We start from the raw sequence: 17,993 nt of genomic DNA, 5'->3' as shown, positions 1-17,993 counted from the left end.
TTATTTTTCAATAAAGTTTTAATTTCGCCTATAGTAAGTGGATGTGTGTTGTGACAGGGCATTAAAAAATTTATAAACTTTATTTTTCGTTAAGTATTGATTAACAAAGGCTCAGTTAGTCTATATAAAACTGATTGAGCTAGTATCGATTAGCTACAATTTTAAATTGTTCAAATGGGAAGAAAACAATGAAATTAAAATCACTTACAATTGCAATCGCGTTGGCTGCAACTAGCGCATCTACATTCGCTGCTGATAAAGAGCCTGGTTTCTACATTGGCGCATTTGGCGACTACTACGACGCATCTTGGAAAAACATGCGTGATCAAGCTGGTCTTGACGTAAATGAATCAACTGGCTGGGGTGTAGAAGCTGGTTACCGTTTCAGTGACTACTGGAGCGCACGTCTTGAATATGCAGATATGGATTTTAATGCTTTTGATAAAGTTGCTGGCAACCGCAATAATATCGATGGCGAGCGTTACGGTATTGATGCTCTTTACCATTTAAATGGCGGTCCTTTCTACGGTCTTTTCGGTATTAAAGAAATTGATGTAGTTGATGACAACACATTCTTAAATGCAGGTGTTGGTTACCAACACTTCATTACAGATGGCTTATTTGTAAATGCTGAAACAGCTGTATACCAAGGTCTTGACCGTGGTTACACAGATGTAGGCGCTAAAATTGGTATTAACTACTTATTTGGTCAAAATTCAGCTCCTGTAGAGCCAGTTAAACCAGCTCCTGAAGTTGTTGAAGTGGCTGTAGCTCCTTTAGATAGCGACAACGACAACATTGCTGATGCAGATGATAAGTGTGCTAACACACCTATGACTGATGCAGTTGATGGCACTGGTTGTACTTTATATGAAGACAAAGAAGTAACTGTAAGCTTATTAGTGACTTTCCCTAACAATGCTTCAGCAGTATCTACTCAGTACTTAAATGATATTGAAAAAGTATCTGCATTCTTAAAAGAGTACCCAGATACAACAGTACTTTTAGAAGGTCATACTTCTTCTGTAGGTAAAGCAACTTACAACAAATGGTTGTCTAAAAAGCGTGCTGACGCAGTAGCTAAGCAATTAGTTTCTGAAGGTATTGCTAAAGACCGTATTACTACAGTTGGTTTAGGTGAAGAGCGTCTTAAAAATGATGCTAACACTAAAGCTGCAAACGCAGAAAACCGTCGTGTAGAAGCGCATATCAAAACTATCAAAAACGTTAAAGTTTTACGTTAATTAAAATAGTTTGTAATAAAAACCCAGCTTAGGCTGGGTTTTTTTATGTCTGCAATTTAGTTAATAGTAATGATTATTACTTAACAAACATTCATGAAAATAGATTTTACTACAACTACTATTCATAGTATTTATAATCGGTATAATCAGTTGCGTAACTGGATGGATTTTCATCTAACTATAAAAGCTTTATAATCACGCGTTAGAATACTATAAGTATTGGGTAACTTATTTGCGCATGAAGCGCTACCGAATACTTTCACGTCACCAAGAGGGCAATATTGTGCTACAAGATTATCGTAAACACGTAGAAGAGCGTGCCGCGTTAGGTATCGTACCAGCGCCATTAGATGCTCAGCAAACAGCTGATCTTATTGAATTAATAAAAACTCCACCGGCAGGTGAGGAAGAATTCATTTTAGATTTATTCATCCACCGTATACCAGCAGGTGTTGATGATGCAGCTTATATCAAAGCAGGCTTTTTAGCCGCTGTATCTAAAGGTGAAGCTAATTCTCCGCTTGTTTCTAAAGAAAAAGCGGCAGAATTATTAGGTACAATGTTGGGCGGTTACAATATCGCGCCAATGATTGACCTACTTGATGACGAAACACTTGCACCAATCGTAGTTAAAGGCCTTTCAAATACATTACTTATGTTTGATGCGTTCTACGATGTAGAAGAAAAAGCAAAAGCGGGTAACACATTCGCTAAGCAAATTATCGAGTCTTGGGCAAATGCAGAATGGTTTACTAATAAACCAGCTGTTGCTGAAAAGATCTCAGTTACTGTATTTAAAGTAACTGGCGAAACAAATACTGATGACTTGTCACCTGCACCAGATGCATGGTCTCGTCCAGATATCCCACTTCATGCTTTAGCAATGCTAAAAATTGAACGTGACGGTATTACACCTGATAAAGCGGGCGAAGTTGGTCCAATTACTCAGCTTGAAGAATTAAAAACGAAAGGTTTACCACTTGCTTACGTAGGTGATGTTGTGGGTACGGGTTCTTCTCGTAAGTCTGCAACTAACTCTGTACTTTGGTTTATGGGCGATGATATCCCGTTCGTACCAAACAAGCGTGTTGGCGGTGTATGTTTAGGTAATAAAATTGCTCCAATCTTCTTCAATACAATGGAAGATTCAGGCGCATTACCAATCGAATTAAATGTTGATGAGCTTAACATGGGTGAGCAAATCGACATTTATCCGTACGAAGGTGTTGTTAAGCAACATGGTACTGATAAAGTGATTTCTACTTTTGAGCTTAAATCTGATGTGATTTTAGATGAAGTTCGTGCTGGTGGTCGTATTCCACTAATTATCGGTCGTGGTTTAACTGATAAAGCGCGTACATCTCTTGGCTTAGGCGCAACTGATACATTTAAAGTACCAACAGCAACAGAAGTTTCTGATAAAGGCTTCACACTAGCGCAAAAAATGGTTGGTAAAGCATGTAACGTTGCAGGTATTCGTCCAGGTCAGTACTGTGAGCCTAAAATGACAACTGTTGGTTCGCAAGATACAACAGGTCCTATGACACGTGATGAACTTAAAGATCTAGCATGTTTAGGTTTCTCTGCAGATTTAACTATGCAGTCATTCTGTCATACATCAGCTTATCCTAAGCCTATCGATGTAAGCACTCACCATACGCTTCCTGATTTCATCATGAACCGTGGCGGTGTTTCACTTCGTCCAGGCGATGGTATTATTCACTCGTGGTTAAACCGTATGTTATTACCAGATACCGTAGGTACTGGTGGTGATTCACATACACGTTTTCCATTAGGTATTTCATTCCCAGCAGGTTCGGGTGCAGTAGCATTCGCAGCAGCAACGGGTGTTATGCCACTTGATATGCCAGAATCTATTTTGGTTCGTTTTAAAGGCGAAATGCAACCAGGTATCACGTTACGTGACCTTGTTCATGCAATCCCTTACTACGGTATCAAGCAAGGTTTATTAACAGTTGAGAAAAAAGGTAAAATTAACGAATTCTCTGGTCGCGTACTAGAAATTGAAGGCGTTGAGCACCTTACTGTTGAGCAAGCATTTGAATTATCAGATGCATCTGCAGAGCGTTCTGCTGCTGGTTGTACAGTTAAACTTTCTAAAGAGTCTATTTCTGAGTACCTTGAGTCTAACATTGTTATGCTTAAGTGGATGATCTCTGAAGGTTACGGCGATGTACGTACGATTGAACGTCGTATTACTGCAATGCAAGATTGGTTAGCTAACCCAGAACTAATGGAAGCTGACGCTGATGCAGAGTATAAGCATATCGTTGAAATTGATTTAGCTGAGATTAAAGAACCTGTTCTTTGTGCTCCAAATGACCCAGATGATGCGCGTCTTCTTTCTGATGTTGCTGGCGAGAAAATTGATGAAGTATTCATCGGTTCTTGTATGACTAACATTGGTCACTTCCGTGCTGCTGGTAAGTTGCTTGATGGCTTTAAAGGTCAACTTCCAACTCAACTTTGGGTTGCTCCACCTACTAAGATGGACAAAGACCAACTTACGGAAGAAGGTTACTACGGTATCTTTGGTCGTGTTGGCGCACGTATCGAAACTCCAGGTTGTTCACTGTGTATGGGTAACCAAGCACGTGTTGCAGATAAAGCGACTGTAGTATCTACTTCTACACGTAACTTCCCTAACCGTTTAGGTAATGGCGCTAATGTATTCTTAGCATCATCTGAGCTTGCTGCAGTAGCCGCTATTTTAGGTAGATTACCAACATCTGCTGAGTACCAAGAATATGCAGCGAAGATCAATGCAACGGCGTCAGATACATACCGTTACTTGAACTTCCACCGTATGCCTGCTTACACTAAAAAAGCAGACAACGTGATTATTCAACAAGCTGTATAATTTTTAGAGTTTGTTTAAAAACCCGCTTCGGCGGGTTTTTTATTGGCTAAAATAAATATTAGATAGTTAATGCTCTATTTTATGGTTTATTACATTGAATTTAGCTAATAATTAATTTAAATATAAATAATAAAGCAAAAATTCCTTTCTATATGCATTAAAATCCTCACCAATATTCTCATTATTTTAGGCGAGATTTTATGACAGCATTAAACAACCAGAATTTACTGCAACTACGTTTTGTTAACCAAGCAAATATTGATTTGGTTAAGCCTTCTTTTGATAACCTGCCTGCTAATCCTTATGCAGATGGTGCCTTTCGTAAACGTCGTTACTCAGTAGTTAAAATGCAAAATGGTGAAATAAAGTTACAACAAACCAAAGCATTTGTTCAAGACGATTCAATTAATACTTTTCAGGGTAATGTAGAGCGTACTTACGAAAACCTAGCGCAAAGTTTACTTGAGTCAGAAGGCATGAAAAGCATTGTGAATGAGTTTCGCCAACTTACCGGTATTGATGAAGAACGTGATATTGAAATCCATCAATTCCGTATGCTTGCCATTGATAGCGATACACCTGCAGCGCCAGAAGGCGTGCATCAAGATGGTTTTGACCATGTATGTATATGCGGTGTTTCTCACGAAAATTTAGAAGGCGGCGAGCTACTTGTATATGAAAACAAGCAAGCTGAACCGTGTTTTAAAATGGAAATAAAAGACGGCATGTTTGCATTAATAAATGACCGTCAAGTGTGGCATAACGCAACACCGATGAACAAAATTGATGCTAGCAAACCAGGTTACCTGGATTGCTTTGTATTAACGTCTTAAGGAATAAGCATGAATATAACGCAATTACGTGAGCAGTTTCCTGCATTGATGCAAAACGTTGATGGTAAATCGCCAATATTTTTAGACGGACCAGGTGGCTCGCAAGTACCAACATCGGTGCTTAATGCGATGACCGCTTATTTAGGTCATTATAATTCGAACCTAGGTGGCGCGTTTTTCTCAAGCGATAAAACCGTTGAATTGATGGCGAATGCGCGCCAAGCAGCCGCTGATTTACTAAATGCGCCTAGCTCACAACAAATTGTGTTTGGTCCAAACATGACCAGCCTTACGTTTAGTTTTAGTCGTGCTATTTCACGTGACTGGCAGGCTGGCGATGAAATAATTGTAACCAATGCTGATCACTTCTCAAACGTGTCGTCGTGGCAACAAGCAGCTGAAGATAAAGGCGTTAAAGTTAACACCGCACTTATTAACGAAGCTGATTGTAGCTTAGACATGGCGCAATTTGAGAGCTTATTAAACAGCAATACTAAGCTTGTAGCGGTAACTTACGCTTCAAATACCACAGGTTCAATTAACAATATCAAACGTATAGTAGAGCTTGCTCACGCTGTAGGCGCACTTGTTTATGTTGATGCGGTACATTACGCACCACACGAACTAGTAGACGTACAAGCACTTGATTGCGACTTTTTAGCGTGTTCTGCGTATAAGTTTTTTGGTCCGCACTTAGGTATGGTATACGGTAAAAAAGAGCATTTAGACGGGTTTACACCTTATAAAGTAGAACCCGCTAAAGACGTAGCGCCAGGACGCTGGGAAACCGGCACACAAAGCTTTGAAGCTATGGCTGGTTTTATTGCGGCAGTTGATTACATTGCAGCAATTAGCGAACTTGACGACAGCCATTCACGCCGCGAAAAGCTAAGTATTGCCTTTGCTAAAACTAAACAGCACGAAATGGCCCTTAGTGAGCACTTTTTAACGCGTTTGGTAAATTATCCGCGTATTAAATTATTTGGTATTGATGACTTTGATCGCTTAAACGAGCGCACACCTACTTTTGCTTTAACGTTTGAAGGGCTTGAGCCACGTGAAGTGTCTGAATTTTTAGGTAAGCAGCATATTTGCGTGTGGGATGGTAATTTTTACGCACAAGGTTTGTGTAAGCAATTAGGTGTGCTTGATAAAGGCGGTGTAGTGCGCATTGGTTGTATGCATTACAACACGATTGCTGAACTTGATAAGCTATTTGACTTATTTGATGAACTACTCGGTTAATCATGTAAGTTTTGGTGCGCTAACTCTTTGGCGCACCGTATATTTGTTCTGCGCGGTTAAACAGTACCCACGAGGTTAAAATATATTTATCGTTTGATACTGGCTTATTACCTCTATGAGTATGTGTAAAGTAGCCTGGGGCTATTACCATAGTGCCTTTTTTTGGGGCTATTTTACGATTTTGATAGTAAAACTCTGTTTCACCACCTTCTTCTACATCGTTTAAATAAAACATAAAGAGCAACACGCGATGCAACGCCTCGTTATGCTGTAACTGAGGGTAAACCTCACTGTGCCAGTAAGGATAGCCACCTTTATTTACTTCGTATTTTTGCGCCTGAATATTACCGAGTCTAAAAATTTGCTGAACTAGCAAAGGTAATTGCGGTTTGCCTACTTCTTCAAAATTCTCTTGGGTTAAATCGACTACGTCACCTGTTTTTGGGTGATAGACCTTTAAACCAAACGCCCCAATCAGCATAAAAATATGCTCCTCAACATACTTAAAAACATGCTGTGCAGTCATTTGTTGTATGTGTTTTAATTGTTGTGCATATTCGGGGTGATTGTTTAGGTGTAGGTCGTGGCTGTCTTTTTTCTTTAAGTCGACACCGCCCGATGTCACTCCTTGTTTTACATGCGGGCTTTGCGCAAATATGGTAATAAATTGATCGCAAAATTCATCGCTTAATGCGTTATCAACAACGCGTATAAAGTCCGTCATGGTTTACCTTTATATAATTATTATTGGATTTTTATGTTTATTGAAAAAGTGATGCCGCGCTTTAGCGAAACAGATGCACTCGGACACATTAACAATACCGTACTCCCAGTATGGTTTGAAGTCGCACGTGGACCTATTTTTAAGTTTTTTACACCGGACTTAAATCCACACGATTGGAAATTGATTATCGCCAAAGTTGAAGTATCATTTGTCGGTGAATTATTTTACGGCCATGAGGTAACAGTTAAAACGTCTGTAGAGCACATAGGCACTAGCTCTTTTACGCTGAGACAAGAAGCGTGGCAACACGATAAATGCTGCGCAATAGGTAAGGCCATTATGGTGAGGTACGACTTTATTGCTAAATCAAAGCAAGCACTTAGCATTGACGAAAAAGCAGCGCTTAACGAGCATATTTACCAAAGCAGTTAACCTTACGAGGCTTATATTTTACATAAGCCCATACTGAGCTGAATTATTGTAAATATATGATGGCAACTGTAATTTTTTGTCGAGAAATTTTAACGTATTTAGATTGAGTTACAGGCTTCAATTATATACTATTTATATTATATATTGTTGCGCCGTTATAACAGGAAATGTTAATTCGGTAATTTGATTGGAGAATGCGTGTGACATCTATTGCCAATAACCAACCTTTACAAGTTATTCAGCTCAATGATGGTCAAAATTTAACAGCTGAAATTTTGCCATTTGGCGCAATAATAAAAAGCATTAAATTTAAAAAACAAGAAATGACGCTTAGCGTCGATGATCCTCAATACTATCTTGAAAACCCATTTTATCTTGGCGCCACAGTAGGTCGATACGCTAATCGCATTGCAGGGGGGCGTTTTAACTTATCTGGTACGCAGTATCAATTAGAAGCAAATAATGGCCCTAATAGCCTGCACGGCGGTGTTAAAGGCTTTAATAAAGTACTTTGGCAAGTAACTAAACAAAGTGAAAGTGAAGTGGAGCTTTATTATTGCTCACCCGATGGCGAACAAGGGTTCCCCGGTGAGTTGCAGGTTTGGCAAACGATTAGTGCTAAAAACGGCGAGCTTACTCTGAGCTTTAAAGCGATAACTAACAAAGAAACACTCGTTAATTTTACTAACCATTGTTATTTTAACCTTGATGGCAGCGAATCAATTAATGAACATTGTGTACAAATTAACACTAATCACTATCTTCCTATCGATAAAACCAGTATTCCACTCAATGAAGCCGCATTAGCTACAGGTACCTGCTTTGACTTTACTAAATCAGCTCAAATTGGTGAGGCATTAAGCGCCGCACATTCTCAGCTAGAAGCTGGCAATGGTTTTGATCACTGCTATATTTTTAATGATGACAGCAGTTTAAAAACGATGGCTACGTTAACTTCGCCACACACGAAGGTTAATTTAACACTTAAAAGTACGCAGCCAGGTATGCAGCTTTATACCGCTAACTTTGTAGGCGCGCCATTTAAAGCACGTCAAGCTTTGTGTTTTGAAGCGCAAAATTGGCCTGATGCGCCAAATAGAGAAAATTACCCTAAAGCTAATTTATTACCGGGAGAGGATTACGAACAGGTTATTATTTACTCTTTTTCTGAGTGAATACAGCATTGCAATGTTAATTTAAAGAAAATTAAAAGCAAAAATACAGTGATTAAATGATGCTCATAATTAAGGAAAAGGTTGCACTTTTTATCGGTTTAAAGTATTTATAATATAAATAGTATTTGAAACTATATACACTACCACAACGACACAACGACTACACACAATCAGGAGTTTTTAAAAAATGATAATTAACAATAAGTTATCGTTCAACAAGAAAACCGCGATCAGTATTGCTATTACTGGCATATTGGCAAGCGGAAACGTTGCAGCTCAAGGCGCTGAAGGCAATACGCCTACAGTAGTAAATGAAGATGTTGAAGTTATCGCAGTAACGGGTATCCGCAGCAGTTTACGTTCATCAATGTTAGATAAAAAAGCATCTAATGTTGTTACAGACGGGATTAAAGCAGAAGATCTTGGTAAATTTCCTGATTTAAACGTAGCAGAATCTCTGCAACGTATTACAGGTGTAGCAATTGACCGTAGTGGTGGTGAAGGCCAAGCGGTAACTATTCGTGGCTTTGGTCCACAATTTAATACTGTACTTGTTAATGGTCGTCAAATTGCGACAGACAGTGCAGGTCGTGAATTTAATTTTGATGTATTAGCAGCAGACCAAATCACCGGTGCTGATATTTATAAAAGTAATACAGCAACACTTCAAGAAGGCGGCATTGGTGGTACGGTTAACGTAACTACAGCACGTCCTTTTGACTTTGGTGGTTTACATATTTTAGGTTCAGTTAAAGGTATGTACGAAAGCCTTTCTGAAGAAGTATCTCCATCAACATCATTCTTAATAAGTAATACGTTTAACGATGATAAGTTAGGTGTGCTTTTTGCCATCACTAATCAACAACGTAAACTTCAAAATAACCAAATTTTAACGGCAGGTTGGCGCGGCGGCCAAACAATCTCTAATCCAACAGATGGTGTATTGTTTGAAAATGCCTACATTCCGCGTAACTGGGATCAAGTTGTTGATGAGCAAGACCGTGAACGTACAAACGCAAGTTTAGTATTGCAATACGCACCATCTGACGATGTTACGATTACTGTTGATGGTATGATTTCAAAATTTGAAGTTGATTCAACAGTACGCGATTTAGCATCTTGGTTTGAACCAGACCGCGTAGGTAGCGCAACGATTGATCCAGAAACAGGTACTCTTTTAACTTTCTCTCAAGACGTTGGTTTAGGCGCACCAAGTGGTGACCCTGCAAGTGACTTTGTATCACATACACGTAACTCACGTGATGTAACTAATAAAGCATTTGGTATTAACGTTGATTGGCAAGTAAATGATTCATTAAAAGCAAAATTTGATGTATCTCGTTCAACAGCCGAAAATGACCGTGCAGGTACTGACCGCTTTAACGTTGTCGGTATTATTAATAGTTATACTTTTGACGGTACAGGCAGTATTCCTACTGTACAGCATGATGGCTTTGAAAATGGTTCATTGCCAGATCCAAGCCTTGCCCGCCTTCACTATAACGAAGTGGGTCTACAGTTTACTGATGAAGATGAAATTACTGAAGTAAAAGCTGATTTTGAATACGTGCCAGATAAAGGTCCAGTAGATCGCATTAACTTTGGTGCTTATCGTCAAGAGCGTGAAAAATCAAGCTTCCAAGTTTATGGTACCCAATGTCAGTTCTGTGGTTACGGTACTGAAGCACCACTTGATGCAATTGATTTTGAAGCTTACCAAGCAAGCAACTACTTCCCAGGCTTAATCGATACATTCTACACCTACGACGGTGATAAAATGCTTGATTACCTAGCCGATCAAGGTTTCCCAGTAGAGCCAACACTACAAAATAACCGTTACACAATTAACGAAGATATCACTAGCTTATACATGGACTTTACGCTTGGTTTTGACCTAGCTGATATGCCAGTAACTGTTAATTTAGGTGCACGTTACTCAGAAACTGATATTGAAGTAGCTGCAGTACAAAGCTTTATTAGCGATGTAGTGCCAACAACTGATGCAACATTATTTGCTAACGTATTTGGCCCAGCAACGAACATTGAACAGGGCACTAGCTACTCAAACTTACTACCATCTTTGAATGTTAAGTTAGAGCTGCAAGACAATATGATTTTACGTTTTGCAACGTACGACAGTATTACTCGTCCAACGATGTCTCAATTATCTCCTGCTACTACATTTAACGAGCCACGCCGTCAAAACTTAACAGCAAATGGTGGTAACCCTGCACTTAAGCCATTCCAGTCAGAAAACTGGGATATTTCTTACGAGTGGTACTACAACGACGCTAACTTATTTAGCTTTGCAGTATTTAGTAAAGAAGTCGATGACTTTATTGTTACGCTAACAGGTGAAGAAACATTTGAAATGGCTGACCGCTCAGGTCCTGGTTTTGCGTGTACCACTTGTACAGGTCAAGCAGATGATGAGCTTAATGGTAGCTCAGAAATATACACAGTAACTCGCCCTCAAAATGGTGAGTCAGCTAAAGTAACTGGCTACGAAGTAGGTGTGACGCACATATTTGAAAATGGCTTTGGTATTATAGCCAATGCGACTGTCGTAGATAGTGACATTAGCGTAGGTGCAGACACCACACAAACATTTGCACTTGAAGGTTTAGGCGATTCACAAAACTTAATATTATTTTATGAGCAAGATAACTGGCAAGCACGTGTTGCATTTAACAACCGTGAAGGTTTTTTACGCTTAGTTGATAATGGTTTTAACGGTGAACCAGTGAACGTAGAAACTTACGGTCAGTGGGATATTAGTGCAAGCTACGATATTAACGAAAACTTCACTATTTTTGCTGAAGGCATCAACATCACTGAAGAAGAGTTAGTACAAACGGGTCGTTTTGCTAACCAAATCTATTCGGTTGAAGATAATGGCTCACGTTACGCGTTTGGTATTCGCGGATCGTTTTAATTAATGCTTGAGGCGAATTTCTCGCCTCTTGTTTCATTGCAGCACTTTGGTGCTAATACCAATTAGGTTGATTTAGCAGTAATGTATGTTAGTTAACCTAATTGGCTAAAATGAAACTACATTAAATCAAAATGCCCTAACGGGCATTTGTTGTATAAAACGTTATCAAAAATACTCAAAGAGTAGTCCATTATGAATAAAGCAATAAAAACAGTAGCGGTAGTTGGCGGTGGTACAGCAGGATGGCTGAGCGCTGCAATTATAGCTTCGTATCACCAAGGTCAAAATGGTGACGGCTTAAAAGTGATATTGGTTGAATCGTCAGACATTCCAACAATTGGCGTAGGTGAAGGTACCTGGCCCACGATGAAAAACACGCTTCAGCAAATTGGTTTACGTGAAGTTGACGTGTTTAAAGCCTGTAATGCCACTTTTAAACAAGGTGGAAAGTTTGTAAATTGGACTCATGGCAATAATGACTTTTACTACCATCCATTTACTGTACCGCTAGGCTACGGCCGTATAGATTTAGCCCCTTATTTAGATAATGTTGAAGACTTTGCACAGCAAACAAATTTTCAACATGATATTTGCGAAGCAAGCTTAGCCCCAAGAGGTATATCGCAAGGTGAATATCAAGGTAATTGTAATTACGCTTATCACTTAGATGCCGGCGCTTTTGCCGAAATGCTTAAACAGCATTGTAAAAGTAAGCTTGGTGTAGATCATATTATTGGTACTGTTGATCAGGTAAAGCTTGATGACGATGGTGCAATAAATGAGCTTACTCTAAAAGATCAAACCCGCACCATAAATGCCGACTTATACATAGACTGTACTGGCTTTTCATCATTGTTATTAGGCCAAGCGCTTAACGTACCGTTTAAAAAAATGGACCACGTGCTATTTAACGACAGCGCATTGGCTATGCAAGTTCCTTACGATGAAAACGATGAGTCTTTGGCGAGCCACACCATAGCAACAGCGCAAAACGCTGGATGGATTTGGGATATTGGTTTAACGCACCGCCGAGGTGTAGGGCATGTTTATTCAAGCAAATTTTTATCAGACGATGAAGCAGAGCAAAACCTAAGAGACTATTTAGGAGATGCAGCAAACGGTTTAACTGCCCGTAAAATCAACTTTGAATCAGGATACCGTGAGAAGTTTTGGCATAAAAACTGTGTTGCCATTGGTATGTCGGCAGGGTTTGTAGAGCCGCTTGAAGCTACCGCCATTATGCTTGTTGAAATTTCAGCACGCTTTGTTGCTGAACATATGCCAGCAGATACCCAAGTAATGCCTATTGTAGCTAAGCGCTTTAATGAGCAGATGGATTATCGTTGGCAGCGTATTATCGACTTTTTAAAGCTACATTACATGCTAACCAAGCGCCCAGAACCTTACTGGCAAGCACATGTACAGCCTGATACTATTCCAGAAACCCTGCAAGAAGACTTACTTCTTTGGGGAAGCCGTGGCCCGCTTATTCAAGATTTTCATGGCGCATTAGAGTTATTTCCAGCCGCCAGCTATCAGTATGTTTTGTACGGTATGGGCTTTAAGCCTGACTTTACTAAACAAGCGTATTTGTATTCACAAGACGCGCAAGCTAAACAAATAATAGAACGTAACAGCCAGCTTACACAGCAGATGTTGCAAACTTTACCACCGCACCGTGCTTTTATAGAGCAGTGGTTAGCAGCTAACCCAGTTTAAGGATGTGTAACTATGGCTATTAGTGAACTAGTAAACACCAAACACCAAACATTAAAAATTAACCCCAATGCCGCTGTTGAATACGCAAAAACACAGCATTTAGTTAATTTAAGAGCAAATGAAATAGCAAAAGCAGCCTGCGATTTACCTGTTTTTTTAGCACGTAACGCACAAAATGGCAGCTATACAGTATCAGCGTTAACAAGCTTTAGTGCTGGGCAAAGTCTATTGGTAAATAACAACCAATGGCAGGCACTTTACACTCCGGTATGCATGCAAACCCAGCCGCTTTACTTAATGACTCGAGAAGCAAATAGTAGCGATTATTTTATTGCGATTGATGAGCAAAGCTTAGCCGTAAACACCGAGCAGGGTGAGTCACTATTTGATGCTAAAGGTAACCCAAGTTTATTTTTAAGTGCACAGCAAAAGTTGTTAGAAAGCGATTTAAAAAATGATTACCAAACGTATCAATTTACCCAAGAAGTTGCGCGTTTAGGACTCATTAAAAACATAGATATTGTATTGCAGTTTGAACAAGGCGAAACCCAAACCATTCAAGGTTTGAGCACCGTTGATGAAGACAAACTGCAAACATTAGATAGCAATACCATTGCAGAACTACAAAAGCAGGGTTACTTAAGTGTGCTTAACAGCATGCTCATTTCACTGTTTCAGTTAAATGCATTGGTAAAGCTGCACAACCAACGTCCCGAACTTATGCCTTTAAAGCAGATTAAGTTAGAACTAAGTCGAGATGCGCACGCGCTGTAGCGTGCATTTTTTATTACCCAGACATTGCGCATAACGCGCAGGAGACACACACATGTCAGATAACATTTTACAGCTGGTGGTTTTTGTTTTTGTCACCGCTTTAATTGGTGGCCTTACTTATTGGAAATGCCGAGGCCAAAATCGTAATAACGGACAAAGCCAAACCAAAGAGTATTTTTTAGCGGGCGGTGGCCTTACTTGGATGTTTGTTGCAGGTTCAATCACATTAACTAATTTAAGTACTGACCAACTTGTAGGTATGAATGGTAACCAAATGGCTTTGCTTGTTTGGTGGGAGCTTGCCGCTATTATAGGGTTGATTATTTTAGCCAAAGTATTCATCCCTGTTTATTACAAATACAACTGTACAACCACCACAGAGCTTTTAGAAAAGCGCTATAACAACAAGCATATTCGCGCTGTTATTGGTGGGTTGTTCTTTTTAGGTAATGCACTTATTTATATGCCAGCGGTAATCTACTCTGGTGCGCTGTTTATGCAAACCATGTTTAAAGTTGATATTCCGCTTATGTATATTGCCACCGCCTTTGCCATTCTTGGTGCTGTTTATGCCTTCTTTGGTGGTCTGCGTGCAGTTGCAGTATCGGATACTTACAACGGTATACTTGTACTCGGTATGGCTGTTTTAGTGGTGTTTTTAGCACTTAATGCAATTGATTATGACTTTACGGGTATTCCAGAAGAACGTTTAACATTAATTGGCGATGCTGATTCACCTATTCCTTGGCCAACACTTTTAACCGGTATGATCTTCATTCAAATGTATTACTGGGGTACTAACCAAACAATTACGCAGCGAGCAATGGCAGCGCCTAATGTTAAAGAAGCGCAAAAAGGTATATTTGCAGCGGCGGGTATTCGCTTTTTAATCGTCCCTGCAATCGTGGTATTACCGGGTATTATTTCGTTTAAGCTTTATGGTGATATTGGCGACGCCGCTTATGGTCGAATTGTGGGTGATGTAATGCCAGCATGGTTAACCGGTGTATTTGCAGCGGCAATGGCTGCAGCAGTACTGTCTACTTACAACAGCTTATTAAACTCAGCAACCGCATTGTATGTATGTGACATTCACGAAGCATATTTTAATAAAGAGCCAAGTGTTGTAAAGCTAAGTGGTTACGTAACATTGCTACTAACAAGCTTAACACTGGTACTTGTACCAATTTATCAGCAAGCAGATAGTATTATTAACTTACTACAGCAATTAAATGGCTTACTAAGTATGCCTATATTCTCTATTTTTGTAGTGGGATTATTGTTTAAAAATGTTGATGCACGTGCGGGTATTGCAGCAGTAATTTTAGGTGTTGTAATGTACGGCATGCTTACATTTGCAAGCTCACCACTACATACTGATATTCATTACATTCACTTAATGCCAATTACACTGATTGTATGTGTGGCTTTTGCATTAATAGTAAATAAAGTGGTGTTTGGTTTGAATGCACAATGGGCAGGTAAAACATCTGAACTTGATGACGCAGGACAAGCACAAGCACAAGTACAAAAATAACGTATAAATAATTTAAGCTGACAAAATCGGTCATGGGACAACTCTGGCCGATTTTTTTATATGTATAAGAAATTAGTAACAGCACTTTAAAGTTAAGGTTGGTTTATAGCTTTTTGCTACAGTGGTACTTCCAGTGAGTTTATCTAACTATTTGCGATGTAAAGACTATCAAAACCCAATTTATATGATATATACTATTATTATTGAATGTCACCGTCTGATAGATTGTGCCTCAAAGAACGAGAGACACATTAATACTTAGTATCACTAAGTTACTTTCGTTATATTTATAACTCACACAATGAACAAGAGGATAGGAAAATCATGGCCGACACTAAATCATTTTATCGATTAGACAGTGTAAACAGCACCGTTATTTTCGACTGCCAGAGCAAAACACCGGCGTTACTGTACTTTGGTAAACGCCTATCTGAGCAAACAACAGAAACAATGCTAACTCAGCTTGCTACCCGCCAAGAAGTAAAATGTGCCGTGGTTGAAGAAGCGCCTATTTCTCTATCTCCGTTATTAGGCGAGGGCTTTACTGGTGCGCCAGGGCTTGAGCTAGTAAATGATTCAATCGCATGGTCAGTAGGGCCACAACTTCAAGAAGTACGTGAGCCTTCAGCTGCAACACTTGAATTTGTAAGTGTAGATAAACTTCGTGGTATTGAAGTAGTGCACAGCATCACGCTTGATAAAAACACTGACGTATTGAGCGCGCATACCGTATTAACTAATTTAGGCGATTCGCCATTAAGTGTTAACTTTTGCGCGGCGCCAACATTCCAGCTGCCAGATAGCGTAAGTAAAATAGTAAGTTTTGAAGGTCGTTGGTCAAACGAATTCCAACGTCAATCAGTTGATTTAGTCTTAGGCAGCTTTGTACGTGAAAACCGTAAAGGTAAAACATCACACGATGTATTTCCTGGTTTATTAGTGCATAACGAAAATGCAGGCGAGCAGCACGGCGAATGTTACGGCTTTCATTTAGGTTGGAGTGGTAATAATAAACTACGCGCAGAGCTTTTAGCTGAAGGTCGTCGTTACGTGCAAATGGGTGAGTTATTATTACCTGGTGAGCTTACGCTTGCTAAAGGTCAAACGTATCAAAGTCCGAGCATTTATGGCTCGTTTTCGAGTGAAGGTTTTAGTGCGCTTTCTCGTAATTTTCATCGTTTTGTTAAAGCTAATTTACTTAGCCAAGCACAGCGTGAAAAAACACGTCCTGTGCATTACAACACATGGGAAGGCATATACTTCGATCACGACGTAGACACGCTTAAGCAACTAGCCGACAAAGTAGCGCCGTTAGGTATTGAGCGTTTTGTACTTGATGATGGTTGGTTTAAAGGTCGCCGTGGCGACAACGCTGGGCTAGGTGATTGGACAGTAGATTACAAAATCTACCCAGATGGTTTATCGCCAGTAATCGACCATGTAAACAGTTTAGGCATGGAGTTTGGTATTTGGTTTGAACCAGAAATGGTTAACCCAGATAGCGATTTATATCGTGCACATCCTGATTGGGTTTTAGGTTCTGAGAACAACGAACAGTTAAGCTTTAGAAATCAGCTAGTGCTTGATTTAACTCGCACAGAAGTTGTTGAGTACTTATACAAAGCGATTGACGACATTTTAGTTGAATACCCAACTATTAAATACATTAAGTGGGATATGAACCGCGATATTAATCATGCGGGTAATTTTGATGGTAAGCCAGCAGTACACCAGCAAACATTAGCACTTTATCGTCTAATTGACCGTATTAAAGCGGCGCATCCTGGGCTTGAAATAGAAAGCTGTTCGTCAGGTGGTGCACGTGTAGATTACGGCGTACTTGCACACACCGACCGTGTATGGACGTCAGACTCTAACGATGCGCTTGATCGCCTTGAAATACAACGTGGATGTTCGTTCTTCTTCCCATCGTCGGTTATGGGGGCACACGTAGGTCCGCGCGATTGTCATATCACAGGGCGTAATGTAAGTATTGAAATGCGTGCTGCGGTATCAATGTTTGGCCACATGGGAATCGAAATGGACCCACGTGAGCTGAACGATCATGAATACAATGCCCTTAAAGCGGCAATAGCGCTTCATAAAGAGCATCGTGAGTTTATTCATAGCGCCGATTTGTACCGCCTTGATAGCGACGATTTATCAATTAACTTTGGTTTAATCGACGAGCAAAAATCAAAAGCGTTGTTTGCTTATAACAGCGTACGTGAAACACCGCGTACAGCGCCTAATAAGCTTCGTTTTGTTGGTCTAGATGGCGATGCGCAGTACACACTTAATTTAGTGTGGCCGGTTAAATTTGAAGAGTATCGTCCGTCTTCTATTGCTGCGGTAAATGGTCAAGCATTTACAGGTGAAGCGTTAATGCAGTTTGGCTTACAAATGCCAATTTCATTCCCGCAAACATCACTTATTTTTGAGCTTAACAAAGCTTAAATTTAATATAATTAGTATGATATGTATTGTCAGCTCT

General features: G+C 39.8%; 12 protein-coding genes. 11 read left to right on the top strand and 1 reads right to left on the bottom strand.

The window, feature by feature from the left end; all coding sequences use genetic code 11:
• Positions 1 to 188 precede the first annotated feature (188 nt).
• The 4 genes from GQR52_RS09960 to GQR52_RS09945 all read left to right on the top strand — a co-directional run bounded on the left by GQR52_RS09960 (position 189) and on the right by GQR52_RS09945 (position 6,203).
• Complete coding sequence (locus tag GQR52_RS09960) at positions 189 to 1,244, top strand: OmpA family protein (RefSeq protein WP_165728320.1); 1,056 nt, start codon at positions 189 to 191, stop codon at positions 1,242 to 1,244.
• 283 nt (positions 1,245 to 1,527) lie between these two features.
• Entirely contained in the window at positions 1,528 to 4,125 is a 2,598-nt protein-coding gene (gene acnB / locus GQR52_RS09955) for a bifunctional aconitate hydratase 2/2-methylisocitrate dehydratase (protein ID WP_165728347.1), read from the top strand.
• Between the two features lie 200 nt (positions 4,126 to 4,325).
• Complete coding sequence (locus tag GQR52_RS09950) at positions 4,326 to 4,958, top strand: 2OG-Fe dioxygenase family protein (RefSeq protein WP_165728319.1); 633 nt, start codon at positions 4,326 to 4,328, stop codon at positions 4,956 to 4,958.
• Between the two features lie 9 nt (positions 4,959 to 4,967).
• The gene (locus GQR52_RS09945) at positions 4,968 to 6,203 is read left to right on the top strand and encodes a cysteine desulfurase-like protein (RefSeq protein WP_165728318.1); all 1,236 of its coding nucleotides are present in this window, start codon (positions 4,968 to 4,970) and stop codon (positions 6,201 to 6,203) included.
• 19 nt (positions 6,204 to 6,222) lie between these two features.
• On the opposite strand, the gene GQR52_RS09940 is transcribed toward GQR52_RS09945, so the two are convergent.
• Entirely contained in the window at positions 6,223 to 6,927 is a 705-nt protein-coding gene (locus GQR52_RS09940; RefSeq protein ID WP_165728317.1) for a 2OG-Fe(II) oxygenase, read from the bottom strand.
• A gap of 33 nt (positions 6,928 to 6,960) precedes the next feature.
• Between GQR52_RS09940 and GQR52_RS09935 the strand changes: the two genes are divergently transcribed.
• From GQR52_RS09935 to GQR52_RS09905, 7 genes are all read left to right on the top strand, one after another.
• Positions 6,961 to 7,359 (top strand): acyl-CoA thioesterase, encoded by a 399-nt coding sequence (locus GQR52_RS09935; protein ID WP_165728316.1) that lies wholly within the window; start codon positions 6,961 to 6,963, stop codon positions 7,357 to 7,359.
• A 200-nt stretch (positions 7,360 to 7,559) separates the two neighbouring features.
• Positions 7,560 to 8,534: an aldose epimerase family protein gene (locus GQR52_RS09930; protein ID WP_165728315.1), complete on the top strand. Its 975-nt coding sequence runs from the start codon at positions 7,560 to 7,562 to the stop codon at positions 8,532 to 8,534.
• 187 nt (positions 8,535 to 8,721) lie between these two features.
• Complete coding sequence (locus tag GQR52_RS09925; protein WP_165728314.1) at positions 8,722 to 11,469, top strand: TonB-dependent receptor; 2,748 nt, start codon at positions 8,722 to 8,724, stop codon at positions 11,467 to 11,469.
• A gap of 192 nt (positions 11,470 to 11,661) precedes the next feature.
• Positions 11,662 to 13,188 carry a tryptophan halogenase family protein gene (locus tag GQR52_RS09920; RefSeq protein WP_165728313.1) on the top strand — a complete coding sequence of 509 codons (1,527 nt, stop codon included), beginning with the start codon at positions 11,662 to 11,664 and terminating at the stop codon, positions 13,186 to 13,188.
• Positions 13,189 to 13,200: 12 nt separating this feature from the next.
• Positions 13,201 to 13,962 carry a SapC family protein gene (locus tag GQR52_RS09915; protein ID WP_165728312.1) on the top strand — a complete coding sequence of 254 codons (762 nt, stop codon included), beginning with the start codon at positions 13,201 to 13,203 and terminating at the stop codon, positions 13,960 to 13,962.
• A 52-nt stretch (positions 13,963 to 14,014) separates the two neighbouring features.
• Entirely contained in the window at positions 14,015 to 15,499 is a 1,485-nt protein-coding gene (locus GQR52_RS09910; RefSeq protein WP_165728311.1) for an SLC5 family protein, read from the top strand.
• Between the two features lie 324 nt (positions 15,500 to 15,823).
• On the top strand, positions 15,824 to 17,956 hold the full coding sequence (locus GQR52_RS09905; protein WP_165728310.1) for an alpha-galactosidase: 2,133 nt from the start codon (positions 15,824 to 15,826) through the stop codon (positions 17,954 to 17,956).
• The last annotated feature ends 37 nt before the right edge of the window (positions 17,957 to 17,993 follow it).

Origin of the sequence: Pseudoalteromonas sp. 31A1, assembly GCF_011378815.1 — a bacterium.
GTDB lineage: Bacteria > Pseudomonadota > Gammaproteobacteria > Enterobacterales > Alteromonadaceae > Pseudoalteromonas > Pseudoalteromonas arctica.
This window is presented reverse-complemented; position numbering and strand designations above follow the sequence as displayed.